This window comes from Marinicauda sp. Alg238-R41 (genome assembly GCF_947331485.1).
Classification (GTDB): Bacteria; Pseudomonadota; Alphaproteobacteria; order Caulobacterales; family Maricaulaceae; genus Marinicauda; species Marinicauda pacifica.
In genome coordinates, this window is the sequence record NZ_CAMZOJ010000001.1 from 342626 (window position 1) to 366728 (window position 24103).

At 66.6% G+C, this 24103-nt stretch carries 27 protein-coding genes; 16 read left to right on the plus strand and 11 right to left on the minus strand.

The features are described from left to right. Positions 1-3: 3 nt before the first annotated feature. Entirely contained in the window at positions 4-585 is a 582-nt protein-coding gene (locus PGP17_RS01455) for a polysaccharide biosynthesis/export family protein (RefSeq protein WP_270373892.1), read from the minus strand. A gap of 190 nt (positions 586-775) precedes the next feature. Continuing rightward, positions 776-1441 carry a sulfite exporter TauE/SafE family protein gene (locus PGP17_RS01460; protein ID WP_270373893.1) on the minus strand — a complete coding sequence of 222 codons (666 nt, stop codon included), beginning with the start codon at positions 1439-1441 and terminating at the stop codon, positions 776-778. Positions 1442-1667: 226 nt separating this feature from the next. Here PGP17_RS01460 and ccoN point away from each other — a divergent pair, with 226 nt between their 5' ends. The 8 genes from ccoN to ccoS are packed head-to-tail and all read left to right on the plus strand — an operon-like array spanning position 1668 to position 9618. Then, positions 1668-3326 (plus strand): cytochrome-c oxidase, cbb3-type subunit I, encoded by a 1659-nt coding sequence (gene ccoN / locus PGP17_RS01465; protein ID WP_270373895.1) that lies wholly within the window; start codon positions 1668-1670, stop codon positions 3324-3326. Between the two features lie 11 nt (positions 3327-3337). Then, entirely contained in the window at positions 3338-4099 is a 762-nt protein-coding gene (ccoO, locus tag PGP17_RS01470; protein WP_270373896.1) for a cytochrome-c oxidase, cbb3-type subunit II, read from the plus strand. Positions 4100-4104: 5 nt separating this feature from the next. Next, entirely contained in the window at positions 4105-4311 is a 207-nt protein-coding gene (locus tag PGP17_RS01475; RefSeq protein WP_270373897.1) for a cbb3-type cytochrome c oxidase subunit 3, read from the plus strand. Next, positions 4304-5263 (plus strand): cytochrome-c oxidase, cbb3-type subunit III, encoded by a 960-nt coding sequence (gene ccoP / locus PGP17_RS01480; protein WP_270373898.1) that lies wholly within the window; start codon positions 4304-4306, stop codon positions 5261-5263. Before PGP17_RS01475 ends, ccoP begins: the two co-directional genes overlap by 8 nt. Before the next feature lie 49 nt (positions 5264-5312). Next, entirely contained in the window at positions 5313-6788 is a 1476-nt protein-coding gene (ccoG, locus tag PGP17_RS01485; protein ID WP_270373899.1) for a cytochrome c oxidase accessory protein CcoG, read from the plus strand. Then, complete coding sequence (locus tag PGP17_RS01490) at positions 6789-7283, plus strand: FixH family protein (protein WP_270373900.1); 495 nt, start codon at positions 6789-6791, stop codon at positions 7281-7283. Then, positions 7271-9451 carry a heavy metal translocating P-type ATPase gene (locus PGP17_RS01495; RefSeq protein WP_270373901.1) on the plus strand — a complete coding sequence of 727 codons (2181 nt, stop codon included), beginning with the start codon at positions 7271-7273 and terminating at the stop codon, positions 9449-9451. Before PGP17_RS01490 ends, PGP17_RS01495 begins: the two co-directional genes overlap by 13 nt. After that, entirely contained in the window at positions 9448-9618 is a 171-nt protein-coding gene (ccoS, locus tag PGP17_RS01500; RefSeq protein ID WP_270373902.1) for a cbb3-type cytochrome oxidase assembly protein CcoS, read from the plus strand. The genes PGP17_RS01495 and ccoS overlap by 4 nt, the downstream gene beginning before the upstream one ends. Positions 9619-9768: 150 nt before the next feature. Here the strand turns inward: ccoS and PGP17_RS01505 are convergent, their stop codons facing one another. Next, complete coding sequence (locus PGP17_RS01505) at positions 9769-10779, minus strand: glycerophosphodiester phosphodiesterase family protein (RefSeq protein ID WP_270373903.1); 1011 nt, start codon at positions 10777-10779, stop codon at positions 9769-9771. Positions 10780-10844: 65 nt separating this feature from the next. Between PGP17_RS01505 and PGP17_RS01510 the strand changes: the two genes are divergently transcribed. Continuing rightward, positions 10845-11420, plus strand: coding sequence for a hypothetical protein (locus PGP17_RS01510; protein ID WP_270373904.1), 576 nt, complete (start codon positions 10845-10847; stop codon positions 11418-11420). On the opposite strand, the gene PGP17_RS01515 is transcribed toward PGP17_RS01510, so the two are convergent. Continuing rightward, positions 11417-11653 (minus strand): hypothetical protein, encoded by a 237-nt coding sequence (locus PGP17_RS01515; RefSeq protein WP_270373905.1) that lies wholly within the window; start codon positions 11651-11653, stop codon positions 11417-11419. The two genes, PGP17_RS01510 and PGP17_RS01515, sit on opposite strands and share 4 nt — an antisense overlap. Before the next feature lie 97 nt (positions 11654-11750). Beyond that, entirely contained in the window at positions 11751-11969 is a 219-nt protein-coding gene (locus PGP17_RS01520; protein WP_135944959.1) for a hypothetical protein, read from the minus strand. Positions 11970-12145: 176 nt separating this feature from the next. Between PGP17_RS01520 and PGP17_RS01525 the strand changes: the two genes are divergently transcribed. Continuing rightward, positions 12146-14077, plus strand: a complete 1932-nt coding sequence (locus PGP17_RS01525; RefSeq protein ID WP_270373906.1) for a transglycosylase domain-containing protein — start codon at positions 12146-12148, stop codon at positions 14075-14077. 141 nt (positions 14078-14218) lie between these two features. Continuing rightward, a complete protein-coding gene (locus PGP17_RS01530) occupies positions 14219-15820 on the plus strand; it encodes a hypothetical protein (RefSeq protein WP_270373908.1) in 1602 nt (533 codons plus the stop codon). A 39-nt stretch (positions 15821-15859) separates the two neighbouring features. Here the strand turns inward: PGP17_RS01530 and PGP17_RS01535 are convergent, their stop codons facing one another. Both PGP17_RS01535 and PGP17_RS01540 read right to left on the minus strand, forming a co-directional pair. Next, positions 15860-17119 carry a polyhydroxyalkanoate depolymerase gene (locus PGP17_RS01535; RefSeq protein WP_270373910.1) on the minus strand — a complete coding sequence of 420 codons (1260 nt, stop codon included), beginning with the start codon at positions 17117-17119 and terminating at the stop codon, positions 15860-15862. Positions 17120-17172: 53 nt separating this feature from the next. Then, positions 17173-17820: an SCO family protein gene (locus tag PGP17_RS01540; RefSeq protein ID WP_135944963.1), complete on the minus strand. Its 648-nt coding sequence runs from the start codon at positions 17818-17820 to the stop codon at positions 17173-17175. Between the two features lie 339 nt (positions 17821-18159). On the opposite strand from PGP17_RS01540, the gene PGP17_RS01545 reads away from it, so the two are divergent. Both PGP17_RS01545 and PGP17_RS01550 read left to right on the plus strand, forming a co-directional pair. After that, a complete protein-coding gene (locus PGP17_RS01545; RefSeq protein WP_270373912.1) occupies positions 18160-19521 on the plus strand; it encodes an ActS/PrrB/RegB family redox-sensitive histidine kinase in 1362 nt (453 codons plus the stop codon). Between the two features lie 103 nt (positions 19522-19624). Then, on the plus strand, positions 19625-20176 hold the full coding sequence (locus PGP17_RS01550) for an ActR/PrrA/RegA family redox response regulator transcription factor (protein WP_270373914.1): 552 nt from the start codon (positions 19625-19627) through the stop codon (positions 20174-20176). A 96-nt stretch (positions 20177-20272) separates the two neighbouring features. Here the strand turns inward: PGP17_RS01550 and mmcB are convergent, their stop codons facing one another. Further along, positions 20273-20716 (minus strand): DNA repair putative endonuclease MmcB, encoded by a 444-nt coding sequence (mmcB, locus tag PGP17_RS01555; protein ID WP_135944966.1) that lies wholly within the window; start codon positions 20714-20716, stop codon positions 20273-20275. Between the two features lie 114 nt (positions 20717-20830). Here mmcB and PGP17_RS01560 point away from each other — a divergent pair, with 114 nt between their 5' ends. Next, complete coding sequence (locus PGP17_RS01560; RefSeq protein ID WP_270373918.1) at positions 20831-21238, plus strand: metallopeptidase family protein; 408 nt, start codon at positions 20831-20833, stop codon at positions 21236-21238. Here PGP17_RS01560 and PGP17_RS01565 read toward each other — a convergent pair. Both PGP17_RS01565 and PGP17_RS01570 read right to left on the minus strand, forming a co-directional pair. After that, complete coding sequence (locus PGP17_RS01565; protein WP_270373921.1) at positions 21235-21942, minus strand: NAD-dependent deacylase; 708 nt, start codon at positions 21940-21942, stop codon at positions 21235-21237. The genes PGP17_RS01560 and PGP17_RS01565 overlap by 4 nt on opposite strands. A gap of 67 nt (positions 21943-22009) precedes the next feature. Further along, positions 22010-22282, minus strand: a complete 273-nt coding sequence (locus PGP17_RS01570) for a histidine kinase (protein ID WP_270373923.1) — start codon at positions 22280-22282, stop codon at positions 22010-22012. A gap of 131 nt (positions 22283-22413) precedes the next feature. Between PGP17_RS01570 and PGP17_RS01575 the strand changes: the two genes are divergently transcribed. Next, entirely contained in the window at positions 22414-22695 is a 282-nt protein-coding gene (locus PGP17_RS01575) for a 4a-hydroxytetrahydrobiopterin dehydratase (RefSeq protein ID WP_135944969.1), read from the plus strand. A gap of 25 nt (positions 22696-22720) precedes the next feature. Here PGP17_RS01575 and PGP17_RS01580 read toward each other — a convergent pair whose 3' ends face one another. Further along, a complete protein-coding gene (locus PGP17_RS01580; RefSeq protein WP_135944970.1) occupies positions 22721-23161 on the minus strand; it encodes a hypothetical protein in 441 nt (146 codons plus the stop codon). Between the two features lie 114 nt (positions 23162-23275). On the opposite strand from PGP17_RS01580, the gene PGP17_RS01585 reads away from it, so the two are divergent. Then, positions 23276-24079 (plus strand): MipA/OmpV family protein, encoded by an 804-nt coding sequence (locus PGP17_RS01585; protein WP_270373924.1) that lies wholly within the window; start codon positions 23276-23278, stop codon positions 24077-24079. Positions 24080-24103: the final 24 nt, after the last annotated feature.

Sequence of the window (24103 nt, forward strand, 5' to 3'; positions counted from 1 at the left end):
CGTTTAGAAGAACCGCTCTGCGACCCGGACCGTATCTCCCGGATTGACAGTCGTTTCCGGCGTCAGCGTGAATTCCAGCTCGCGAGTCGACCCGGCGCGTTTGATATAGACCACACGGGTGTTTGCCCGGTAGGTGAAGCCTCCCGCGGTGGCGACGGCGTTCATGACCGTGAGACCGGAATTATAGGGGTATTCGCCGGGCTCTTGAACCTCGCCGAGAATATAGTAGGGGCGGAAGTTGAGCACTTCGGCATTCACGCGCGGGTCGTTGAGATAGCCTTCCTGCAGCGCTTGGCGCACAGCGCCTTCAAACTCGCGCAACGTCAGACCTTCCGCGTCGACCTGTCCGATCAGAGGCAGGGAGACGCCGCCGGAACTGTCCACGACGAACTCGCCTGACAATTCTTCTTCGCCAAACACGATGATGCGAAGCTGATCGCCCGTATCCAGCCGGTATTCAACTCGCTGAGCGGTCGCCGCCTCGGTCTGTGTCCCGGGATCGACACCGGGCGCCGCACCGGACGTGGACGCACACGCGGTCAGGACAAGCGCCAGAAGCCCGGCCAACAGTCGAGTGAGCACCATTTTCTACCCCTATGCGTCAAACATCAGCTTCTCTTAACATGAGTACTGCCGCACGCGGGAGCTTTTTGTTCCAGATCAGCGCGGCCAAGACGAGGGCACGGAAGCCGCCAGCTTTGGCTGCAGCCTCTCAACGGGTTACTCATTGGCACCAAAGCCTCGGGGTGCATCAGGACCCGACACCGGCGCCTGGCTAGAGCAGGCTGACGACGGCGAAGGCGATCAGGAGGAGGCCGGCGCCAATTCGCAGGCCGGGTTGGCGCGCAAGGCTGGCGAGCGCGCCGGCGCCAGTCGCCGCGGCCGTCAGGGCGGGCAGCGTGCCGAGACCGAATCCGGCCATGACCAGCGCGCCCTGTCCAGGATTACCGGTAAGCCCGGCATAGCCGGTCATCAGCCACACCATCGAACAGGGCATCAGACCCCAGGCGAGCCCGGTGCCCACTGCGCCGACCCGGTGCAGATAATGGAGGCGCTTCAGGACCGGCGAGGCCAGACGCGCGCCCAGGCCCGGCATCGGCGACCATCCGGCAATCGAGAGGCCCATGACAACCAGCACCAGCGCGGACAGCCAGCGCAGGACCGCCAGGCCGCCGGCCGTGTCGAATGTCAGGCTGGCGCCGGCGAGGCCTGCTGCGGCGCCAAGCGCCGTATACAGCGCAATGCGGGCTATCTGGGCCTGCATGAGAAAACTCAGACGCGAAACCAGCACGGCACCGCCGGTCGATCCAGCGGGTGCGCCCCGCATCGAAATCGCCGTTGCAATCGCGCCGCACATGGCCAGGCAGTGGACACTGGAGGCGACACCTGCGACAAATCCGCTGACCAGCCCCAAAGTGCCATCGCCGCACTGGGACAACATAAAGTGGAGGCTGTGTCCCGCGTGATCCACGCCGGTCTCCCTTTCGCCCACGCCGCCTGTCGGCAGGCCAGGTGTCGTGATCGTCCGGTCCCCTGCGTAACGCCTGAGGGGATGAACTCCTAGACCCGAGCTGACCTGCCGCGAACTGAGGCATATTGCCCTACTTGCATTGAGGTCTTTTAACCGCAATACGGGTGGGGAAATTCATATTCGTACGGAGGGGCTTATGAGCGCACTCGCTCAACCCAAGCGGTCCGGCTTCGATACCAGCGCCATGGCGATGACCGCCGTGTGCCTGTTGGGACTCGTCTGGTCCATTCTCGCGGCGGCCAACGGGGCGGACGCCGCGATGCGCACGCAGTCCTGGCTAATCGGCGCCGGCTTCCTGTTCGGCCTGCTCGCAATCGTCGGGATTTACGGCGAAGGCGGGGTGAAGACCGAACCCACCGAATACAATGAGAGCGTCGTGAAGGCCGGGGCCATTGCCTCGATGTTCTGGGGCGTGGTGGGAATCCTGGTCGGGGTCGTGATTGCCGCCCAGCTGGCCTTTCCGGCCCTCCTGAGCTGGGACGCCCTTCCGCAGCTCAATTTCGGACGCCTGCGGCCGCTGCACACCTCCGGCGTGATCTTCGCCTTCGGCGGCAACGTGCTGATCGCGACGAGCTTTTATGTCGTCCAGCGCACCTGCCGCACGCGCATCGCATCCGATGCCGGGGCCTGGTTCGTCTTCTGGGGCTATCAGTTCTTCATCGTGATCGCCGCGACGGGCTATCTGCTGGGCATCACCCAGTCGAAGGAATATGCCGAGCCGGAATGGTATGCCGATATCTGGCTGACCCTGGTCTGGGTCGTCTACCTGCTGGTCTTCCTGGTGACGCTGGCCAAGCGCAAGGAACCCCACATCTACGTGGCCAACTGGTTCTACCTGGCCTTCATCGTGACCATCGCGATGCTGCACGTCATCAACAATCTGGCCATGCCGGCCAGCCTGCTCGGTTCGCGCAGCTACTCCGCCTTCGCGGGCGTGCAGGACGCGCTGACCCAGTGGTGGTACGGCCATAACGCGGTGGGCTTCTTCCTGACCGCGGGCTTCCTGGCGATCATGTACTACTTCATCCCGAAACGGGTGGATCGGCCGGTCTATTCCTACCGGCTCTCGATCATCCACTTCTGGTCGCTGATCTTCATCTATATCTGGGCCGGCCCGCACCACCTCCATTACACGGCCCTGCCCGAATGGGCGCAGACGCTCGGCATGACCTTTTCGATCATGCTGTGGATGCCCAGCTGGGGCGGCATGATCAACGGCCTGATGACCCTGTCCGGGGCGTGGGACCGACTTCGTACCGATCCGGTCGTGCGCATGCTGGTGATCTCGGTCGCCTTCTACGGCATGTCGACCTTCGAAGGCCCGGTGATGTCGATCCGCGCGGTCAACTCGCTAAGCCACTACACCGACTGGACCATCGGCCACGTGCACTCCGGCGCGCTGGGCTGGGTCGGCTTCATCAGCTTCGGGGCGCTCTACTGCATGATTCCGTGGCTGTGGAAGCGCAAGGGCATGTACTCGCGCGCCCTCATCGAGTGGCACTTCTGGGTCGCGACCCTGGGCATCCTTCTCTACATCACCTCGATGTGGGTGTCCGGCATCATGCAAGGCCTGATGTGGCGTGCCTACAACTCGCTCGGCTTCCTGGAATACTCCTTCGTGGAAACCGTCGAGGCGATGCAGCCCTACTACATCATCCGCATGCTCGGCGGCGTACTCTACCTGGCCGGCGCCCTGCTCATGGCCTGGAACGTCTACAAGACGATCAAGGGTGATGTGCGCAGCACCGAGGACGTGGCTCAGCCCCAGTCCCACAAGATCCAGCCGGCCGAGTAAGGGGAAGACTCATGGCGAAGAAACGCGAAAATCCCGTCTGGGGCTGGCACAAGAAGGTCCTGGAAAAGAACTCCATCGTTCTGACCGTCGGCATTCTGGGTACGGTCGCCATTGGCGGCCTGGTGGAGATCGCCCCGCTCTTCTACCTCGACACCACGATCGAGGAAGTCGAGGGCGTGCGGCCCTATTCCCCGCTCGCCCTGATGGGCCGGGACGTCTACATCCGCGAGGGCTGCTACAACTGCCACTCCCAGATGATCCGTCCGCTGCGCGACGAGGTGGAGCGCTACGGCCACTACTCGCTGGCAGCCGAGAGTATGTATGATCGCCCCTTCCAGTGGGGCTCGAAACGGACCGGGCCGGACCTGGCCCGCGTCGGCGGCAAGTATTCGGACGAATGGCACCGCGACCACATGCGCGATCCGCGCTCGGTTGTGCCCCAGTCCATCATGCCGCCCTACGCCCAGCTGGAAAACACGCCGCTGGAGGTCGAGGTCGTCGAAGGCCGGATGAGAGCGCTGGCGCGCCTCGGCGTGCCCTATACTGACGAGATGATTGCCAATGCGGCGAACGACATCGAAACCCAGCTCGACCCGTACGCGTCCGACTACGACAATTTCCTGGCCCGCTATCCCGGCGCGCCGGTGCGTGATTTCGACGGCAATCCGGACATGGTCAGCGAGCTGGATGCGTTGATCGCCTACCTCCAGATTCTGGGCACGATGGTGGACTTCTCCACCTATGAAGCCTCCGCCGACGAGAATCTGAGGTAGCGGCCATGTATGACGCGCTAGCAGGCTTTGCGCAGACTTGGGGGCTTCTCTTCTTCGTGGTGACCTTCGCTTGCGTGCTCGTCTACGCGCTCTGGCCGAAGAACCAGAAGAAGTTCGACGAGGCTGCCCGCGTGCCGCTGGAAGACGACGACAAGCCGGCCGCCGCCGAGGAGCGCGCGCCAGGCGAGGACAAGGACAAGACCAATGGCTGAGACCGACAAGAAGGATATCGATGCCCACACCGGCGTCGAGACCACGGGCCATGAATGGGACGGCATCAAGGAGCTGAACAACCCGCTGCCGCGCTGGTGGCTGTGGGTGTTCTACGCCAGCATCATCTGGTCGGTCATCTACATGATCTTCATGCCGGCCATTCCTGCCTTGCCGGGCATGCAGGGCTACACGCCCGGTCTGCGCGATCACACCGAGCGCGAGAATGTGCACAATGCGCTGGCCGAGCTGCAGACCGCGCGCGAGCCGCAATTCGCGCGCCTGCAGGAGGCGGCGGCGCAGGGCGGTATCGATGCCATCGAGGCCGATCCCGAGCTGTTGCGCTTTGCCCTCGCGGCCGGACGCTCGGCGTTTGGCGATAATTGTGCCACCTGTCACGGCGATGGCGGCCAGGGCGCGATCGGCTATCCCAATCTGAACGACGATATCTGGCTGTGGGGCGGCACTTTCGACGAGATCCGCCACACGCTGGAAGTCGGCATCCGGTCCGATCATCCCGAGGCGCGCTATTCCCAGATGCCCGCCTATGGCGCGGACGGCCTGCTGGAGCGTCAGGAAATCAACGCCGTGGCCGACCATGTCATGACGCTGGCCGGCCTGATCGAGCCAACCGAGGCGGGCGAAACCACCGGGGCCGAAATCTACGAGTTCCAGTGCGCCGCCTGTCACGGTGTTGATGCGACCGGAGACCGCATGGTCGGGGCGCCCAACCTGGTCGATAACTACTGGCTATACGGCAGCGAGCGTGAGCAGATCGTCAATTCGATCTGGCGCGGCCCGTTCGGCGTCATGCCCAACTGGGGTGAGCGTCTGAACGACCCCACCATCACGGCGCTGGCAGCTTACGTTTATCTTCTCGGCGGCGGCGAGCCGGACGAGTTTGCAGAAGCGGCTCTGCTGGACCGCGATCCGGGCGGGGAGGCTGGCCAGTAGCCGGTCCCTCACCACCCCGCGTTCCGGCAGATTGCCGGAGACCCACGTCATGAATCTGATCGACCGACGTCCGCAAATGGCCCCCGGCATCGCGCGCAGCGATGCCGAGGCGGTCAACGACAAGGACACGCGCGAGCTCTACCAGAAGCGCGAACCGATCTATCCCAAGCTGGTGAAAGGTCCGTTCCGGCGTTTCAAATGGATCTTCATGGCGCTGGCGTTGGGGCTCTATTACGTCCTGCCCTTCGTGCGCTGGGACCGGGGTCCAAACGCGCCGGACCAGGCCGTGCTGGTCGATTTTGCCAATGCGCGCTTCTACTTCTTCTTCATCGAGATCTGGCCGCAGGAAGTCTATTACATCACCGGCCTCCTGATACTGGCTGCGCTCTTGCTCTTCCTGGCGACCGCGCTGTTCGGCCGGGTGTGGTGCGGCTATGCCTGCCCGCAAACGGTGTGGACCGACCTGTTCATCGCCGTGGAGCGCTTTTTCGAGGGCGACCGCAACAAGCGCATGAAGCTCGACAAGGCGCCGTGGAGCTTTGACAAGGCCCGCAAGAAAATCTCCAAGCACGCGGTCTGGCTGGTCATCGCGGCCGCCACGGGCGGGGCCTGGATTCTGTATTTTCACGACGCTTTCGACCTGGTGGAGAATTTCCTCACCGGCGAGGCGGAACTGACGTCCTACGTCTTCTTCGCCCTGCTGACCTTCACCACCTATACGCTGGCCGGCACAATGCGCGAGCAGGTGTGTACCTATATGTGCCCGTGGCCGCGTATCCAGGCCGCGATGACCGACCGCGAGGCCCTGAACGTCGCCTACCGCGTGGATCGCGGCGAACCGCGCGGCGCGCACAAGGCCGGCGATAGCTGGGAGGGACGCGGGGACTGCATCGACTGCAAGGCGTGCGTGGCGGCCTGCCCGATGGGCATCGACATCCGTAACGGGCCGCAGCTGGAGTGCATTGGCTGCGCGCTATGCATCGATGCTTGCAACGACATCATGGACAAGGTCGGGCGTCCGCGCGGGCTGATCGCCTACGAGACCGACGACAATATCGACCGGCGCCTGAAGGGTGAGACACCACGCTACCGCTTCATCCGGGTGCGTACGCTGTATTACGGGATCACCGCGCTGATCGTGGCCGCGATCATGCTGGCCGGTCTGCTGAACCGCACCGAGCTGGAACTGAATGCCGACCGGGACCGCAACCCCAACTATGTGATGCTGTCGGACGGATCGGTGCGAAACGGTTATACGGTCAAGGTGCTGAACAAGGCGGGGACCGAGCGCGATTTTGTCCTGTCGGTCGAGGGCGACCCGGCGTTCGAGGTCCGTGTGCTGGGCCAGGAGACCGGCGAGATGCTGACGGTGGATGCCGACGAGACGCGCGATTTCCGGGTATTTCTAACACTGCCGCCCGGCGCGATCGACAGCGCCAGCGAGCCGGTGACTTTCGTGGTCGAAGACCCGGCGAGCGGGGAACGGGCCGAAACCCAGACCGTATTCCAGGCCGGAGGCCGATAGATGACGACCGACAATTATGTAGATCGTGAGCCGCCGCGCTTCGTGATCAAGGGCCATCACGTGCTGTTTGCGCTGATCGGGTTTTTCGGCGTGACGATTGCGGTCAACGTGCTGTTCATCACCCTGGCCCTGCGCACGTTTTCCGGAGAGGACACGCCGCGCTCCTACGTGCAGGGGCTGGAGTATAACGAGGTCATCGAGGCGCGCCGCATGCAGGCCGAGATCGGCTGGCAGGCGGCCGTCAATCTGGAGGACGAGCAGGTCTTCGTGGCCCTGGAGTCGGCCGACGGCGAGCCGGTCTCCGGCGTGTTCCTGGAAGGGCGCCTGCGCCACCCGGCCGACACCGCGCTCGACCGGCCGCTGGCCTTTCACGAACGCGAGCCGGGCGTCTATGTGGCCGAGGCCCGCGACCTGCCCGAGGGCGTGTGGATCCTGACCGCGCAGGTGGACGGGGCGCGCCCGTTCGAAATGGAGCACAGGCTATGGCGCCGCTAGACGCCGCCGATATTCGGAGTGACGACCCGACCGCCTTCGTGCGCGAGACCGGCGAGGTCAAGGCGCTCGACCTGGCGGTAGAGGGCGCCCATTGCGCGGGCTGCATCGCCAAGATCGAAAACGGGCTGAACGGCCTGGACAGTGTGCGAAGCGCGCGGCTGAACCTGTCGACCGGACGGCTGGCGGTGACATTTGCTGGCGCGGACGAGGAAGCGCGCACGATTGTGAAGACCGTCAAGGCGCTGGGCTATGCGGCCAGCCCCTTCCAGCCGGAAACCGGCGATGATCCGGGAAAATCCGAAGAGCGCCGCCTCTTGCGCGCGCTCGCGGTGGCGGCCTTTGCAGCGGCCAATGTCATGCTGCTCTCGGTCTCGGTCTGGGCCGGAGAGGGGGAGATGGACAGCGGGACCCTGCTCCTGCTGCATTACATCTCCGCGGTGATCGCCCTGCCGGCAGCCGCCTTTGCCGGACGGCCCTTCTTTGAAAGCGCGTTCCGGGCGCTGAAGGCGCGCAGCGTCAACATGGACGTGCCTATCTCGCTGGCGGTGATCCTGGCGCTCGGCCTGTCGCTCTACGAGCTCTTCATCGGTCACGGCGACACGTATTTCGACGCCGCGGTCATGCTGCTCTTCTTCCTCCTGATCGGGCGCTATCTGGATTCGCGCCTGCGCGCGAAAGCCGGTCAGGCGGCGCGCCAGCTGGCGGCGCTGCAGGCGAGCGTGGCGCACCGCATCGACGCGGACGGCAAGGTCAAGGCGATCCCGGCGCGCGAGGTAGTCCCCGGCGACCGGCTGGTCGTGGCGGCGGGAGACCGCATGCCGGTCGACGGCGAGATCGTGGAGGGACGCGGCGAGATCGACGCCTCGCTGGTGACCGGGGAGACGCGCCCGTTGCACCTGGAACCGGGCGACAACGTGTATTCGGGCATGGTCTCGCTGTCGGGCACGCTGACCATCACGGCGACGGCAGCGCGCGAGGATTCCCTGCTGGCCGAGATCGCGCGCCTGGTCGAAGCCGGCGAGCAGAGCCGGTCCACCTATGTGCGCTGGGCCGACCGGGCCGCGCGGCTCTATGTGCCGATGGTCCACTCGCTGGCCGCCCTGACCCTGATCGGCTGGGTCGTGATCGGCGGCAGCGTGCATGCGGGCATCCTGAACGCCATCGCGGTACTGATCATCACCTGCCCGTGCGCGCTGGCGCTGGCGGTTCCCGCGGTTCAGGTCGTGGCCTGCGGGCGGCTCTACCGCGAAGGCGTGCTGGTCAAGTCCGGCGACGCGCTGGAGCGGCTGGCGACGACGGGCCGGGTACTGTTCGACAAGACCGGCACGCTGACGCTCGGCAAGCCCAAACTGCTCAACCCCCATGCGCTGAGGCCGGAAACCATCGAGCTCGCGGCCAAGCTGGCGCGCAGCTCCCACCACCCGCTCTCGCGCGCCGTGGCCGACGCCGCCGGCATGGGTGATACGGCGAGCGATATCGAAGAGGTGGCCGGAGGCGGGCTGCAGGGCAACTATGAGGGCGAGCGCCTGCGCTTCGGCTCGGCCGGCTGGCTCGGCGTGGACTCAGACTCCTCCGGTCCCCAGGCCCATGCCATGGAAGCCTGGTTCCAGCGCGGCGACGCGGCCCCGGTGCGCTTCGTCTTCTCCGATGCGCTGAGGCCGGATGCCGCCGAGGCAGTGCAGGGCCTGCGCGCGCGCGGTCTGACGAGCGAGCTTCTGTCCGGGGACCGCGAGGGTCCCGTCGCCGCGGTGGCGCGCGACCTGAAGATCGACACCTATTCGGCCGAGCTGAAGCCGACCGAGAAGATCGCCCGCATCGAGGCGCTGGCCGGCGAAAACCCGCTCATGGTCGGCGACGGGCTGAACGACGCGCCGGCGCTGGCCGCCGCCCATGTCTCCATGTCGATGGGATCGGCGGCGGAAATCTCGCGTTCGGCGGCCGATCTGGTGATCCAGGGCGACCGGCTGTCGGCGATCCCCGTCGCGATCGATGTGGCCCGAGCCGCCCGGATGCGCGTGTTCGAGAATTTCGGTCTCGCCGTGATCTATAACTGCATCGCCGTGCCGCTGGCCGTGTTCGGCTTCGTCACGCCGCTGGTCGCCGCGATCGCCATGTCGGCCAGCTCGCTCCTGGTCACCGCCAACGCGATGAGGCTGATGCGCAAATGACGGCCCTGCTCTGGCTCATACCAATTGCGCTTGGCCTCGGCGTAGCCGGACTGGCCGCCTTCTTCTGGAGCGTGCGCTCGGGCCAGTACGAGGATCTCGACGGTGCCGCAGAACGCATCCTGATCGATGACGAAGGCCCCATCGTGGACGAGGATGAGGAGCGGTAGGCTCTGGTTCTTTCTGTCCACGGGCTCCTGGGTCTGCGCTTCGCCCGGGATTTCAGAGCATTTGACCCATCGGACGGCACTCGCAGTGCCTCCTACCCGGCGAAAGTCAGGAAGGACGAGGGAGGTGGGAAAGCCTCCCCCGCGCGATCGCTATTCGCTCATCTGTGCGCGGACCCGTACTGCGGTGGCGGGGAAGTCGGTGAAGACGCCGTCGACGCCGAGCGCGTAGAGCGCGCGCAGCTCGTCCTCGACGGTTTCGCCAACGAGCGGCGCGCGGTCGTCGCGCACCGTCCAGGTGTGGACAACGAGGCCGGCGGCATGAGCCGCCTCGACATAGCCGGTGGAGTCGCCGTCAGGGGTCATGAGATTGGCCTTGTACGGGCCGACGCCGTCGGCGAAGGCGGCGATCTCTTCGAGCGTCAGCCCGCCCGCATTCGCGTCCGCCTCCTCCGGTCCGCTATAGAGCATGGCGAGGCGCACATCGCTGACCGCGTCGAGGCGCCGGAGAAATTCCGGGTCGAAGGACTGGACGATGACGGGGGCATCGGCCGCGTTCAGACCGCGCGCGTCCAGCGCCGCGATGAGGGCCGGCAGCGGATCGAGGCCGAGCGCGGCGTATTGCGCGGGCAGCTTGACCTCGGGCTCGATCGCGACGCGGCAGCCGCACTCGGCCTGGCGCGCCTCGACGAAATCGAGAAGAGCCTCGAAGCTCAGCACGCGATGCCGGTCGTCATGCGCGTCGCTGCGATCCTCCATGGTCTGACGCGCGAACAGGCTCTGAAGCTCGGCGGCCGTGAAGTCGGCCACCCACCAGTCCTCCCGCCCGAAGCGCTCGGCGCGGCGATCGGCAAATTCGGGCCGGTCGGCGACATCGGTCGAGCTCGACAGATAGGGGTCGTGCCGCACGATCAGCACGCCGTCGCGCGACATCTGCAGGTCCGGCTCGATGATGTCGGCGCCCTGCTCCAGCGCCACCTCGTAGGCGGCCAGCGTGTGTTCGGGACGCAGCCCGCTCGCGCCGCGGTGGGCAATCACCAGGGGCGGCGTCCCGTCCAGCGTGGCCCATCCGGCCCCGGGCGCCTGCGCTGCCGTCATTCCCGTCGCGATCCCCATCGTCATTCCTGTCACCGCGATCGCGGTCCATGCCGTGATCTTTCGCATGATAATACCCTCCCTTTGAGCGCGCGCGTTCTCTAGTCTGAGGCCATAACGGAGAGGAATGACAATTGAGCGACACTGACCCGAAGACGGCGTCCCCGTTCGACACGCTGGCGGATGCGGCCGAGCGCTACGGGACGCTGAGCCTGGAGAATTATTCGCGCGTGCGCTCGCTGGCCGAGGCGATCAGCAACGGCTTCTGCCAGTATCTCGGCGGCAGGCCCGAGGCCCGCTGCTGCTATCTGGTCCCGCCCGAAGGCGCATGGACGCCGCAGGATCACCAGTCGGGCGCCTTCTCGGTGTCCGGCCAGCATTTCCTGCCCCTCGCCCCGATCCGGTTCGGCCTGGGCGTACGCGTTAGCCGGAATGGCGACTGGATGCGCGTCGTGCTGATTGCCGCCGCCAACGGCACCGTGATGGACATCCATATCGACGGCGGGAAGACATACAGCTTCGAGACACCGCGCAATGACGCTGTGATGCAGGCCTTCTTCGCCCATCTGGTCCAGCACCTGGTCGACTGGTTCGATGACCAGTCGCGCCGCTACGAGCACGGCGAATACGGCGGGGGCGGCGGAATCGGCTTCGATTTCCTCGAACGCGAAGAGGCTGCCAAGGCCCCGCCGGCACCCGAAGCCCCCTAGAAGAACCAGCCAAAGAACAGGGCGCGCACCTGGTCGAAGCGCCAGAGCCCGGCCAGCGCCCCGATCACGCCGAGCAGGAGCAGGGTGAATTTGCGGCGGTTGAGCGCCGCCAGCATGGCCCCCATGGCCGAGACCGTTTCACGCAGACCGACCAGGCGCACCGGGATGGCAAGCGACAGGCTGGCCACCAGGGCGATGGCGGCGATCATGATTTCATCGGGCACGGCGGACATGACGGGCTCCCCACGCTTGTTGCACGCGATGGCCACCCTGACCGGTCCAGTCTGAGCGCGCGCTGAGCGGCGCGCTCATCCGGCGTTCAGCCTGGCCTCAATAGGGCCCGCTGGGGTCGATCGGGTCGTCGACCGGCCCCGGCCCGCCCGGATCCGCCTGGCCGCAATAGGGCCAGCTATCCGAATTGGGACCCTGATCGGGGCAGACCGTGTCGCCTTCGGGCAGGTTGACACAGGCCGTGAGCGCGCCGGCCGCAGCCAGCATGGCGATGAACAGACCCGTGCGCGTACGGCGGTCGGCGATCTCTGCGAGCATGACAGCCCCCCTTCAATTGGCCCCAGTGTTGTCCGTGTTTGGCCATGGAGCAAGCGCAGAAAATGCGCGCCGCGCGCCAACAGGGTTCACGCGGCCTTAACGCCCGATCGTGTTTCGTGAGCGAGCGCGCACGCTGCAGGCGTGACGCCCCGATCTGGAAAGACGCAAGACCGCCCATGGCCCGCCGCAAACCCGCCCCGCCTTCCAGACGATCCCGCTGGACGCTGCTGCTTCGCGGCGCGCTCAGCCTTGCCGTCGTCGGCGCGCTGGCGGCCGGCTGGCTGGTGATCTGGCTGGCGCGCGACCTGCCCGACACGACACAGCTCGCCCCCGCCGAGCGGACCGGCGCCATTACGCTTCTTGATCGCGAAGGCCGGGTCATCACGCGGCGCGGCGGCGGCGTTGGCGTGGCCATCACCGCCGACCACCTGCCCGAGCGCCTGGTCACGGCCGTGCTCGCAGTGGAGGACCGGCGCTTCTATTCGCACTTTGGGATCGACCTCATTGGCACCGGCCGCGCCGCGCTGGCCAATATGCGCGCGGGCGGCGTCGTCCAGGGCGGGTCGACCATCACCCAGCAGCTGGCCAAGAACCTGTTCCTGAGCCCGGAGCGCACCTACCGGCGCAAGGCGCAGGAGATGATGCTCGCCCTCATGCTGGAGCATCGCTATTCGAAAGATGAAATCCTCGCCCTCTACCTGAACCGGGTCTATTTCGGCGCCGGGGCCTGGGGGGCGGACGCGGCCTCCCAGCGCTATTTCAGCCAGTCAGTGCACGATCTGAGCTGGGGCGAGGCCGCGCTTCTGGCCGGGCTGCTCAAGGCGCCCTCACGCTACTCGCCGGCCAGCGATGCCCGCCGCGCGGCCGTGCGCGCCACCGTGGTCCTGGACCTCATGCACGATACCGGCGCCATCAACGAGGCCGAACGCGTGGCCGCCGCCGAAGTGCCGATCCGCGTCTCGCGCGGACTGTCCAGCCCGGGTGCGGGCTGGTTCGCCGACTGGGTCGTCGGCCAGGTGCGTGAGCAGACTTCGGTGCGCGACACCGACCTGGTCGTCTACACCACGCTCGATGTCGATGCGCAGCGCGCCGCCGAACTCGCCCTGACACAGGGTCTGGCCGACCCGGAGATCGCCCGCGGCGCGCAGACCGGAGCGCTGATCGCGCTCGATGGCGCGGGCGGGGTGCGCGCTCTTGTCGGCGGCACCGATTATACGCGCTCACCCTTCAACCGCGCCATCAACGCACGGCGCCAGCCCGGCTCGGCTTTCAAACCTTTCGTCTATGCTGCCGCTTTCGAGGGCGGCTTTTCGCCCGACGATGTGTTCGACGACGCGCCGGTCAGCTACGGCACCTGGTCGCCGGAAAACTATAATGGCCGCTATGAGGGCCGGATGACGCTGGAAGAGGCCTTCGCCACCTCGTCGAACGCCATTGCCGTCCAGCTGTCCGAAGCGACCGGCCGCGGCTGGGTGCTGCGTACCGCCCAGCGCATGGGGATCGAGAGCCCCATGGAAAATACGCGCGCGGTTGCGCTGGGGGCCTACGAGGTCACGCCGCTCGAGCTCGCCGGCGCCTACGCACCCTTCATGAATGGCGGCTTGCGCGTCGACCCCCATGCCATCACGCGGATCGAGACAGCGGCGGGCGAGACCGTGTTCGAACGCGAGACCCCGGCGCCGGAACTGGTCCTCGCCGCCCGCGTGCGCAGCGACATGGACCGTCTGTTCGCCGCCTCGGTCGCGCGCGGGACCAGCCGCAACGCGGCCGTCCCCGGACGCATTGTGCGCGGCAAGACAGGCACCACCAACGACAATCGCGATGCCTGGTTCGTGGGCTGGTCGGACGGGCTCCTGACCGCGGTCTGGACGGGCAATGACGATGGCTCGCCCACCGACCATGCGGTCGGCGGTGCGGGGCCGGCCCGGATCTTCGCGCGCTTCGTGACCAATGCTCCGGCGGTCGGCGCGCCGTCGACGACGATGGTTGGCGCCCGCGCGGAGCCTGGTCCTGCCGAGGCCGGGCCTGACGCCGATGCGTCCGTCTCGCCGGCCGCCGGCAACGATGCCATCGGCGCGCTGCTCCAGCGCCTCGGCTCGGGCGAGTAGCGGCCGGTCAGGCCCCGGCGTGCGGCGCGTTCGTGCGCTGCGGCTCGCCAAAGGCTCGCATTTCCGCCCGATTTGCCGCTAGTCTGGAGCGCAACGGCGCGCGGCTGCGTTGTGCGCATAGCTCAAGCAAGAGGACACGACATGATGAAGGTATCCGCTCTTGGCTCGGCGAGCGTGCTGGCACTCGCGCTGGGTCTGACCGCCTGCGGCTCCGGCGACACCGGGACGCCGGGACGCGAGAGTGCACCGACCGAAGTCACGCTCAGCCAGGCCGAAGACGGGCTGGCGGCCCTGAACCTGGTCGCCAACGAGGCGCTGAGCTGGGAGGAGCAGAGCTTCGAGGACGGGGTCTATACCTTCACCAATCTGACTTACGCGCCGGCCGATGCCGAGGAACGCGGCTTCACGATCGAGGAGCTGGTCATCGCCGCCCCACGCGTGACCGAGGCCGGCCATGTCGCCTTCGACCGGCTGAATGCCACCGGGATTGCCGGTGACGCGGAGGGCCCGGATCAGGTTCAGATCGCGCGGGTCTATATCGATGCGCCCGGCCCCGGCCTCGCCGCGCTGATCGGCGACGTGATCAGCGGACGCGCGGATGCCGAAGACTATACCGCGCCCTTCCAGGACATCGCCGAGTACAGCTTTGACGGTCTCGGCGTGGACTCCGTCTCGATGACGACCGTCGAGGACGAGACCCCGCTTCAGCTCCGGCTCGGCGCCCTGGCCATGGACTCGTTCGACGGCGAGACCCTGTCCTCTTTCGTCATGGACGATTTCGCGGCGTTTTCGCAGGACGCCACGCAGCCGGTGCGCTTTTCGCTCGACGAGGTACGCGCCGAGGGCCTGAAGGCTGGCCTCGTCCAGGCCCTGTTCGAGGGCGGCGAGAGCGGCATGGAGCCGATGAGCGACATGCTGCTGCCGGTCAACCTGTATTCCAGCGTCGCGCTGCGCGGGCTGAACGTGGATGCCGATGGGGTCGTGGTGACCATGGAAGAGCTGACCGGCACCTCTCGCGAACGCGGCGGCGAGCTTGTCCAGGTCTCGGAGATGCCGCTTCTGCGCGTCGCGGCGCGCGAGGGCACCCAGGCCGGCGATCAGGTGGCCGGCGCGTTGGAGATGCTGGGCTATGAGGCGTTCGACTTTTCCATGCGCGGGGAGAGCGTCTACGACGCCGAAGCCGACCGTATGTATACGCGCGGCGAGAATTATCTGCGCCTGGAAGACGGGTTCGAGATCCGCTTCGATCAGGATTTCTCCGGGATCGAGGCCTACATGGAGCGCTATGGCGCGGCCATGGCCGACATGTTCGACCAGACCGAAGGCGCCAAGACGCCCGACGCGCTCAGCCCGGCCCAGATGGATCCGGCGCTGAAGGCCGCCTATGAGCCCTTGATGCTGAACCGGATGCGCATCGCGATCGAGGACCGCTCGCTGCTGGACCGGGCCCTGGACGCCGCTGCGACGCGCCAGAATGTCGATCCGGCCACCGTGCGCAGCCAGATGATCGGCATGCTGGGAATGGGGGTCATGATGGCGCCGCCTGAAATTCCCCGCCCGCTTGTCGGTTCGGTCTCACAGGCGCTGACCCTGTTCCTCCAGGAAGGCGGAACGGTGGTCATCAGCGCCGATCCCGAAGAGCCGGTCTCCATCGGCAGGATCATCGAGGCCTCCGAAGAGGGCCGTTTCGATCCCGCCATGCTCAACGTCACCGTCCGGCACGAGGGCGAAAACGAAGAGTAGGCCGGAAGAGTCCGGGCCGGACAAGCCGGCCTGGGTGGTCTATTTGCGAGCGTGGCGCGCCATGAAGGCGCGCATGCGCGGCGCGATCTCGTCCGCGAAGCGCGAGCCGTTGAACACGCCGTAATGGCCGACGCCCGGCTGCACGTAATCCTCGCGCAGGCTGTCGCTCAGCCCCGTGCACAGCGTGTGAGCCGCCTGGGTCTGGCCGATGCCGGAGATATCGTCATTCTCGCCTTCCACGGTCAGAAGGGCGACATCGCGGATCGCATCCGGGCGCACCGGGCGCCCGCGCACGGTCATGTTTCCCCGCGCCAGCTTCTGCTCCTGGAACACGTCGCAGATGGTCTGCAGATAGAATTCCTCGGTCAGATCCATCACCGACAGGTATTCGTCGTAGAAGGCGCGGTGATTGTCCGCACTGTCCCCGTCCCCGGCGACGAGCTCGTTGAAATACTGCCAGTGCGCATCGACGTGGCGGTCCAGATTCATGTTGATGAAGCCGGTCAGCTGCAGGAAGCCGGGATACACGCGCCGCAGGGCGCCGGGATAGCCGGCCGGGACGGTGTGGATCAGCTGGTCGCGGAACCAGGAATAAGGCCGCTCCTCGGCCAGCTTGTTGGGCACGGTAGGCGATTTGCGCGTGTCGATGGGCGAGCCCATGAAAGTCATCGTCGCCGGGCGGGCCGGATCCTCGTCCTCGGCCATCAGCGCGACGGCTGCCAGGGTGGCAGGCCCGGGCTGACACACGGCCACGACATTGGCGCCCGGTCCCACCTCGGTGATCATGGCGCGCACATAGTCGACGAAATCGTCCAGATCGAACGCGCCCTCGTCCACCGCCACCATGCGCGCATCGGCCCAGTCGGTGATGTAGAGGTCGGCATCGGGCAGGAAGGTCTGCACAGTGCCGCGCAGGAGGGTCGCGTGGTGGCCCGACATCGGCGCGACGATCAGCACGACCGGATCGTCAATGGCCTCCGGCGCCACACCGCGCACCTTGGCGAGCGCTTCCCGGTCGCGCTTGAAATGGACCAGGGAGCAGAAGGGTTTCGACCAGACGGTCTCGATCTCGACCGGCACGTCCAGCCCGTTCACGCGGGTGCAGTCGAACCCCCAGTCCGGCTTGCCGTACTGGCGCGTCAGGCTCTCGAACACGTCGGCGGACGCGGCCATGGCCCGGCCGGCCAGCGTATCGGCCACCGGATTGTGCGGGTCGCGCAATGCCTCGCGGGTCGCGTTGGCGGCGGCGCGCCAGGGCATCATCGCCGCACGGCTCATTTCCAGAAAAGAGTAGAGCATGGGTCAGGTCTCCTGACCTGCGCGCACACGGCGCAGGCTCGGGTCAAGGACGATCAGGACGCACGCGCGTCATTGGCGAGAAACTGGCGCAGCCGCGAGGCGATGGTTTCCGGATCGGCCGTATGGGGAAAGACGTCGACGAACCTGCCCTCTCTGTCCATCAGATAGATGAGGCTCGTATGGTCCATGGTGTATCCCCCGGTCGTCTGGGGATCTTCGGCACGCGCATAGTACACGCGGTAGGCGCGGGCGGCCTGGCTGACCTGCTCGGGCGTTCCGGTCAGGCCTTTCAGCCGGTCCGGGAAGGCCGGCGAGTCGACATATTCGGCGAGCACTTCGGGCGTGTCCCGCTCGGGGTCGACGGTGATCAGGAGCGGCTGGAATTGCGCGCGCTGCTCTTCGTTCAGCCGCGACAGCGCGTCGGCGAGGATCTGCAGGCTGAACGGACAGATGTCCGGGCAGTAGGTGAAGCCGAAATAGATCAGCATCGCCTGGCCTTCGAAATCGGCGTTCGTGACGGTCGCCCCGGTCTCGTCGACCAGGGTGAAGTCCCCGCCCACCTGGGCCTCGCCCGAGGTGCGCGTGGCCGGCAGGCTCCGACCGTCTCCCCCCGCGCCGCGTACGACCAGCAGAGCAAACACGGCCACGAGGGCCAGAAGGGTCGCCAGCACCGGCAGGAGCCAGACAGGACGGTTCTGCATAGACTTTCCTCACTGTGGCCGGCCAATAGCCGGCGCGCCGGCTATTGGCGCGATCCTGGCGAGACGCCGGGCGATCTCGGGGCGTGTGCGGCTGCACACAAGGCCGCCCCACATCAAGGACGCCCCCTATACACGATGTTGGCGCGACCGGCGAGATGCAGGAAGGTCGCGGGGTCGAGGCGCATGCTGCAGCGCAACACCTGCCATGTCCACACCCCGGATCGTCCGGTGCGGCGTTCGGTCCCTTTCGCCTTGACCCGGACTCTGCTTCTCTCTGGGCTGGCACAGTCTTTCCAGCCGGCAGTTCCGGCCCCGACCCCCGCAGGCGAGCGACATCCGATGAACGATCCTGAATGGCACGCCGTGGCCAGCGAGATGTCCCTGTCGCCGATGTTCGGCCGCGTGCGCCTGCGCACACTGATCATGCTGCGATGGCTGGCGGTGGCCGGTCAGACCGCCACCGTGCTCGGCGTCAATCTGGTCATGGGGTTCGACCTGCCGCTCGCAGCCTGTCTGGGCGTGATCGCGGCCAGCGCTGTGCTCAACGTCTCGCTCGCCGTCACCCAGCCGACCCAGCGCTTTGCCAAGGACTGGGAAGCGGCAGCCCAGCTCGGCTATGACCTGATCCAGCTCATGGTTCTGCTCGCGCTCACCGGCGGGCTGACCAACCCGTTCGCGATCATCATGATCGCCCCGCTTGTGATCTCGGTGGCGTCGCTGCCGCCGCGGCTGTGGATTCCCCTGGCTGGGATGGCGGTCGCCGGCTCCATCGCGATCAGCCTGTGGCACCTGCCCCTGCCCTGGCAGGGCGCCTTCCCGGTCACCTTGCCGTCGATCTACCAGGCCGCGATCTGGTTCGCCATGGCGATCACGATCGCGTTCACGGCCGTCTATGCCTGGCGGGTGGGCCGCGAAGCCAAGCGCATGGGCACGGCTCTGGCGGCGACCCAGACTGTCCTGGCGCGCGAGCAGCGCCTGTCCGCGCTCGGCGCGCTGTCGGCCGCGGCCGCGCACGAGCTGGGCACGCCGCTCGGGACGATCCAGGTGACCGCCAAGGAGATGCTGCGCTTTGCCGAAAGCGATAGCGTGCGCGAGGACGCCGCGCTGCTGGTCAGCCAGGCCGAGCGCTGCCGCGACATCCTCAAACGCCTGTCCCAGACCCAGGAAGCCAGCGACAGGATGCACGACCGGCTGGCACTGGGCGATGCGCTGGAGGAGGCGGCGGCCCCGCTGCGCGGTCTCGGCGCCCAGATCGGCATCCACCTCAATGCGCTGGAAGACCGCCTGGACCCGCCGCTGATCCGGCGCAGCGCGGAGATGCTCTACGCGGTCGGCAATTTCGTGGAAAACGCTGTGGACTACGCCCACACCCGCGTCGACATCACCGGGCGCTGGGACCCCGAGCGCATCATGGTCGAGATCGAGGATGACGGACCGGGCTTCCCGCCCGACATCCTGGCCAAGCTGGGCGAGCCCTACGTCACCACCCGGCGCGGGCGCGAGGGCAGCGGCGGCATGGGGCTCGGCGTTTTCATCGCGATCACCCTGACCGAGCGCCTGGGCGGACATGTCGACTTTTCAAACAGTACCGCCCGCGGCGGGGCCCGCGTCCTGCTGACCTGGCCACGCGAGGCGCTGGCCGCCCCCGCCGACCCGGAGGAGGAGGCCGAGGAAGAAGAGATTCCCGGGACGCTGTCCTAAGGTCTGCAATCTCACCCACCCGCCTGCGGGGGGTTTGAGGCCGCGCGCACGCAGTCTATATCCCTGTCATAGCCCATCAGTGATTTGAGACTGGATACGAGCCATGAGCGATGCAGAGCTGAACCTGCCCGAGGATAAATCCCTCCTCATTCTCGACGACGATACGCCGTTCCGCACACGGCTTGGCCGCGCGATGACGCATCGCGGTTTCGAGGTCGTCGAGGCGGCGAGCGTCGCTGAAGCGCTCGAGATTGCCGGCAAGAACCCGCCTGCCTTCGCGGTTGTCGACCTGCGGCTCGGCGACGGGGACGGCCTGCAGGTGGTCAAGGCGTTGCACAGCCATCGCGCCGACTGCCGGGTGGTCATGCTGACCGGCTACGGAAATATTGCGACCGCGGTCGCTGCCGTGAAATCCGGCGCGGTGGATTACCTGTCCAAGCCGGCCGATGCCGACGATGTCGCCAAGGCGCTGCTGGCTGCGCCTGACGCCAAGCCGGCGCCGCCGGACAACCCGATGAGCGCGGACCGGGTACGCTGGGAGCATATCCAGCGCGTCTTCGAGCTGTGCGATCACAACGTCTCCGAGACCGCCCGCCGCCTGAACATGCACCGCCGCACGCTGCAGCGCATCCTGGCCAAGCGCGCGCCGCGCTGAAGTGTTTTCAGCGAAAGTGGGAACCGGTTTCGCGCTTCGACAACGCGACCACCAAGAACCGCGCGTTGTCAGCGAAAGTGGGAACCGGTTTCGCGTTTACACCCTCAGCAGTCTTTCCGCCGCATGCCGGGCGAAGCGCAGGGTCAGGGCCTTGCGCCGGGCCGGAGCGAGCTTGTCCACCGGGCTCTCGCGCACGATCCCCGCACCGAAAGCATCCGCGACGATAAGCCCGGTCTGTTCGGGCAGGACGGCAGCGGGAAACCGGTCGGAGACCGCGAAGAAGAAGCGGTCGCACCAGTCGAAATAATCCGGCCATTTCTGGTCCGTGCGGAAATCAGCGATGCCCGACTTGATCTCGACGATGACGATCTCGCCCTTCGGCCCGAGACCTGCCAGGTCCGCCCGGCGCCCGCACGGCAGGGTGAATTCGGGGATGGCATTAATCCCGAGATCGTAAAGCAGACGGGCCGTCCCGCGCATCAGGGCATGCGCGTCGTCAATGGCCGGATTGGTGGCGGAGGCGAGGCTGGCACGGGTCATCGAGTCAATATGTTCAAACTTTGTTCCACACGCAAGCGGTCGGGTTCACGACCGGCGCTTGCCCGGCGCGGCCACGGCGACTATCTGCTGACGACACTCAGACCGGACACGACGATGACCCAGACCTCCGCGCCCGAACTCGCCCCCTCCCAGGAAGAGATGCTGACCCTGGCCGAACAGGCCTGGGAGGCGCTTCCGGAGGCGTTCCGGCGCATGTGCGGCAATGTCGTGATCCAGGTGGTCGACTTTGCCGACGAGGAGACGCTCGCCCATTTCGGGATGGAGAGTGCGTACGAGCTGTCCGGCCTCTATCACGGCGTCGACCTCACCCAGAAATCCAGTGTCGATCCGGGCGGGCCGGACTATGTCTTCCTCTACCGCCTGCCCATCCTGCTGGAATGGTGCGAGCGCGGCGACGTGACGCTGAAGGATCTGGTCAGCCATGTTCTGGTGCACGAGATCGGCCATCATTTCGGCCTCTCGGACGACGACATGCATGCCATCGAGGATGCAGCCGACTAGGCTTTCATGCGCTCGGCCCAGTCGCGCACCACTTCCGTCGCCGGGCCGTAACGGGCCTCGTCGAAGGCGGGGCTGATCTCGCCGGGCTCCAGCGTCAGTTCCACCGTACGCGCGCCAGCCAGGCGGGCCTCCTGCACGAAGCCGGCGGCCGGATAGACCGTCCCCGACGTGCCGATCGCGACGAACACATCGCAACGCGCCAGGGCGTCATAGATCGCATCGAGATCGAGCGGCATCTCCCCGAACCAGACCACGTGGGGTCTCAAGCCGCCTGTGCGCGCACAGGCCTCGCAGGCGCGGTCGACCGACAAGGCGTCATCGTGGCCGAACAGATGGCCGCAATGATTGCAGCGCGATTTGAGAAGCTCGCCATGCATATGGACCGGCGCGTGCGATCCGGCGCGCTCGTGCAGATCGTCGATATTCTGTGTGACGAGGAGAAATTCGCCGCGCGCATGCTCGCGCCAGTGCGCTTCAAGATCGGCCAGCGCGGTATGGGCGGCATTGGGCCGGGCGGCGGCGAGGCCGTCCCGGCGGGCATTGTAGAAGGCGTGGACGGTGTCGGGATCGGCCGCGAAGCCCTCGGGCGTCGCCAGCTTCATCGGGTCAAACTTCGCCCACACTCCGTGCGTATCGCGGAAGGTGCCGAGCCCGCTTTCGGCCGACACGCCGGCTCCGGTGAGGATGACGATGTTTTCGGCCATGGCGCCCGCTCTCCCTGTCCTGTCAGGCAGGGTAGGCGGTTCAGGCAGTCCTGCCCAGACGTGGGTGTCAGGCCACGCCGATACGCGGCTCGGCATCGCCGCCGGATTCCGGCGGCCCGAAAGCCCGGTCGAGAATCGTGGTCGAGCTTTGCGCCAGCTCGATTGCGGCCGTCAGGTGCTGAAGCACCTGCATGTTGTTGGACAGCACCTTGAGGGCCTCAGGACGCAGATCGCCCGAGATCTTGGTGCAGCGCACGAGCACATCGGCCCGCAGCTCGATCAGGATATCCTCCAGACGGCGCCCGTCCGGGTTGGAATCCGATTTGAGAAAGTGCGTCATGACACGCCTCCTTTCCAGGATTGAGGAACAAGTCTGACATGAAACCCGTCATTATTCGGTAAACGCCTTGAAGACCGGCGCGCGAAGGGCAAACTGCGCACTACACCCATCGATCGGACAAGGAGGCCATAATGGCTGAGACAATCGGCGCCAAGCGCGCGGCCGGAACGCTGTCGGGCTGGAGCGCGGCGCAAGACCGCGATGCCATCGAGAAGACGTTCAAGTTTGCCGATTTCAACGAGGCGTTCGGCTTCATGGCGCGCGTGGCAATCTTCGCCGACAAGATGGACCACCATCCAGAATGGTCGAATGTCTACAATACGGTTGAAGTCGCCCTGACCACGCACGACGCTGGCGGCGTGACCGACAAGGACACGAAAATGGCCGCCTTCATGGACAAGATCGCGGGCTAGGGCCTGCCTCCGCGGGGGTGCCGCTCTAGCGCCCGTTCACCATGACCAGGCTGAGCAGCACCTCGGCGCCGTCTTGGCCGAGCGTCTCGTCGGTCGCGCGCTGCAGCATGGACGCGATCAGCTCGGGATCGGGCATCTCGCCGAAGCGGTAATGCACGCCGGTATAGACCGCGATGGACGAGTTGTAGGCGTTGCGAAGGCGGGCCATGCGCTGCTCGATCTTCGCGCGCAGGCTGGCATCCTCGGTATTCAGACCCAGCTCGATATGAATGACGCCGCGCAGGCGCATGTCCGACTGGACGGCCGCCAGGATCGGATCGAAGGGCACATAGCTTTCCACATGAGTGATGGAGCGCCCGCCCCGGCTGGGTGCTTCTTCCGCGGCAGGCGCAGGGGCACCGCCCCCGGCGTGAGCGGCCGGCAGGGAGGCAAGGAGCAGGGCGAGAAGACAAAACATGCGGGTCATGGCATCCATCCCTAGCGCGAATGCGTAAACAACCGGTTGGGACCCGCGCGAAATTGCGCGCCACTGCCCGTGTCCCGTGCCGTCCTTGCGTGGCTGAGCTTTATGGAGACTGACATGATCCGACTTCTTCCCGGCCTGCTCGCTCTCGGGCTGACCGCCCCGGCCCTCGCGCAGGAGCCGGAAAGCCCGGTCGCCGTCGCGCCGCGCGATTTCGTGTCCGCCGGCGTCGCGGTGCTGCCCGACTACACCGGCTCGGACGAGTATCGCTTTCTGCCCTTCGCCGCCGCGCGCGTGGAGATCGGGTCGGTGACGCTGCAGACCGAAGGCCCGGGCCTCGCGGCCACGCTCTACGAGTCCGGTCCGGTCGAGCTTGGCGTCTATGCGCGTGCCTATGGTGGCCGCGACGACGACATTGACGACGCGGTCATGCGCCGCCTGCCCGAAATCGACACCGCTGCCGTGATTGGCGCCTTCGCCCGCGCCGACCTCGCGCGTGGCCTCCTCTCGGACTACGATTCGGTCAGCGTCACCGCGCGCGCCGGCGGCGACGTTACCGGCACGTTCGGCGGCGCGATCTGGAGCGGCGAGATCCAGTACGGCACGCCGCTGTCGCGCACCTCCTTCGCCGGCATCGGCCTGTCGGTGACGGGTGTCAGCGAGGATTACGGCGACCTTCACTTCTCCATCGACCCGGCGGGCGCGGCCGCCTCCGGCCTGCCCGTCTACCAGGCCGGGTCGGGTATTCGCGATGTTAGCCTGACGGCGATCTGGGACCAGGCCATCACGCCGGACTGGTCGGTCACGACGATTTTCGGTTATTCGCGCCTCCTGGGCGATTTTGCCGACTCGCCCATCGTCGCCGAGCGCGGCAGCCCCGACCAGGTCTTCGCCGGCATCGGTCTCGGGCGGAAATTCTAGGCGGCGGAAAATCTCGATAATCGC

What these genes read in the sequence shown, in the direction of transcription:
- PGP17_RS01455 (WP_270373892.1), bottom strand. Translation starts at nt 585, where the DNA reads ATGGTGCTCACTCGACTGTTGGCCGGGCTTCTGGCGCTTGTCCTGACC.
- PGP17_RS01460 (WP_270373893.1), bottom strand. Translation starts at nt 1,441, where the DNA reads ATGTTGTCCCAGTGCGGCGATGGCACTTTGGGGCTGGTCAGCGGATTT.
- ccoN (WP_270373895.1), top strand. Translation starts at nt 1,668, where the DNA reads ATGAGCGCACTCGCTCAACCCAAGCGGTCCGGCTTCGATACCAGCGCC.
- ccoO (WP_270373896.1), top strand. Translation starts at nt 3,338, where the DNA reads ATGGCGAAGAAACGCGAAAATCCCGTCTGGGGCTGGCACAAGAAGGTC.
- PGP17_RS01475 (WP_270373897.1), top strand. Translation starts at nt 4,105, where the DNA reads ATGTATGACGCGCTAGCAGGCTTTGCGCAGACTTGGGGGCTTCTCTTC.
- ccoP (WP_270373898.1), top strand. Translation starts at nt 4,304, where the DNA reads ATGGCTGAGACCGACAAGAAGGATATCGATGCCCACACCGGCGTCGAG.
- ccoG (WP_270373899.1), top strand. Translation starts at nt 5,313, where the DNA reads ATGAATCTGATCGACCGACGTCCGCAAATGGCCCCCGGCATCGCGCGC.
- PGP17_RS01490 (WP_270373900.1), top strand. Translation starts at nt 6,789, where the DNA reads ATGACGACCGACAATTATGTAGATCGTGAGCCGCCGCGCTTCGTGATC.
- PGP17_RS01495 (WP_270373901.1), top strand. Translation starts at nt 7,271, where the DNA reads ATGGCGCCGCTAGACGCCGCCGATATTCGGAGTGACGACCCGACCGCC.
- ccoS (WP_270373902.1), top strand. Translation starts at nt 9,448, where the DNA reads ATGACGGCCCTGCTCTGGCTCATACCAATTGCGCTTGGCCTCGGCGTA.
- PGP17_RS01505 (WP_270373903.1), bottom strand. Translation starts at nt 10,779, where the DNA reads ATGCGAAAGATCACGGCATGGACCGCGATCGCGGTGACAGGAATGACG.
- PGP17_RS01515 (WP_270373905.1), bottom strand. Translation starts at nt 11,653, where the DNA reads ATGTCCGCCGTGCCCGATGAAATCATGATCGCCGCCATCGCCCTGGTG.
- PGP17_RS01520 (WP_135944959.1), bottom strand. Translation starts at nt 11,969, where the DNA reads ATGCTCGCAGAGATCGCCGACCGCCGTACGCGCACGGGTCTGTTCATC.
- PGP17_RS01525 (WP_270373906.1), top strand. Translation starts at nt 12,146, where the DNA reads ATGGCCCGCCGCAAACCCGCCCCGCCTTCCAGACGATCCCGCTGGACG.
- PGP17_RS01530 (WP_270373908.1), top strand. Translation starts at nt 14,219, where the DNA reads ATGATGAAGGTATCCGCTCTTGGCTCGGCGAGCGTGCTGGCACTCGCG.
- PGP17_RS01535 (WP_270373910.1), bottom strand. Translation starts at nt 17,119, where the DNA reads ATGCTCTACTCTTTTCTGGAAATGAGCCGTGCGGCGATGATGCCCTGG.
- PGP17_RS01540 (WP_135944963.1), bottom strand. Translation starts at nt 17,820, where the DNA reads ATGCAGAACCGTCCTGTCTGGCTCCTGCCGGTGCTGGCGACCCTTCTG.
- PGP17_RS01545 (WP_270373912.1), top strand. Translation starts at nt 18,160, where the DNA reads ATGAACGATCCTGAATGGCACGCCGTGGCCAGCGAGATGTCCCTGTCG.
- PGP17_RS01550 (WP_270373914.1), top strand. Translation starts at nt 19,625, where the DNA reads ATGAGCGATGCAGAGCTGAACCTGCCCGAGGATAAATCCCTCCTCATT.
- mmcB (WP_135944966.1), bottom strand. Translation starts at nt 20,716, where the DNA reads ATGACCCGTGCCAGCCTCGCCTCCGCCACCAATCCGGCCATTGACGAC.
- PGP17_RS01560 (WP_270373918.1), top strand. Translation starts at nt 20,831, where the DNA reads ATGACCCAGACCTCCGCGCCCGAACTCGCCCCCTCCCAGGAAGAGATG.
- PGP17_RS01565 (WP_270373921.1), bottom strand. Translation starts at nt 21,942, where the DNA reads ATGGCCGAAAACATCGTCATCCTCACCGGAGCCGGCGTGTCGGCCGAA.
- PGP17_RS01570 (WP_270373923.1), bottom strand. Translation starts at nt 22,282, where the DNA reads ATGACGCACTTTCTCAAATCGGATTCCAACCCGGACGGGCGCCGTCTG.
- PGP17_RS01575 (WP_135944969.1), top strand. Translation starts at nt 22,414, where the DNA reads ATGGCTGAGACAATCGGCGCCAAGCGCGCGGCCGGAACGCTGTCGGGC.
- PGP17_RS01580 (WP_135944970.1), bottom strand. Translation starts at nt 23,161, where the DNA reads ATGACCCGCATGTTTTGTCTTCTCGCCCTGCTCCTTGCCTCCCTGCCG.
- PGP17_RS01585 (WP_270373924.1), top strand. Translation starts at nt 23,276, where the DNA reads ATGATCCGACTTCTTCCCGGCCTGCTCGCTCTCGGGCTGACCGCCCCG.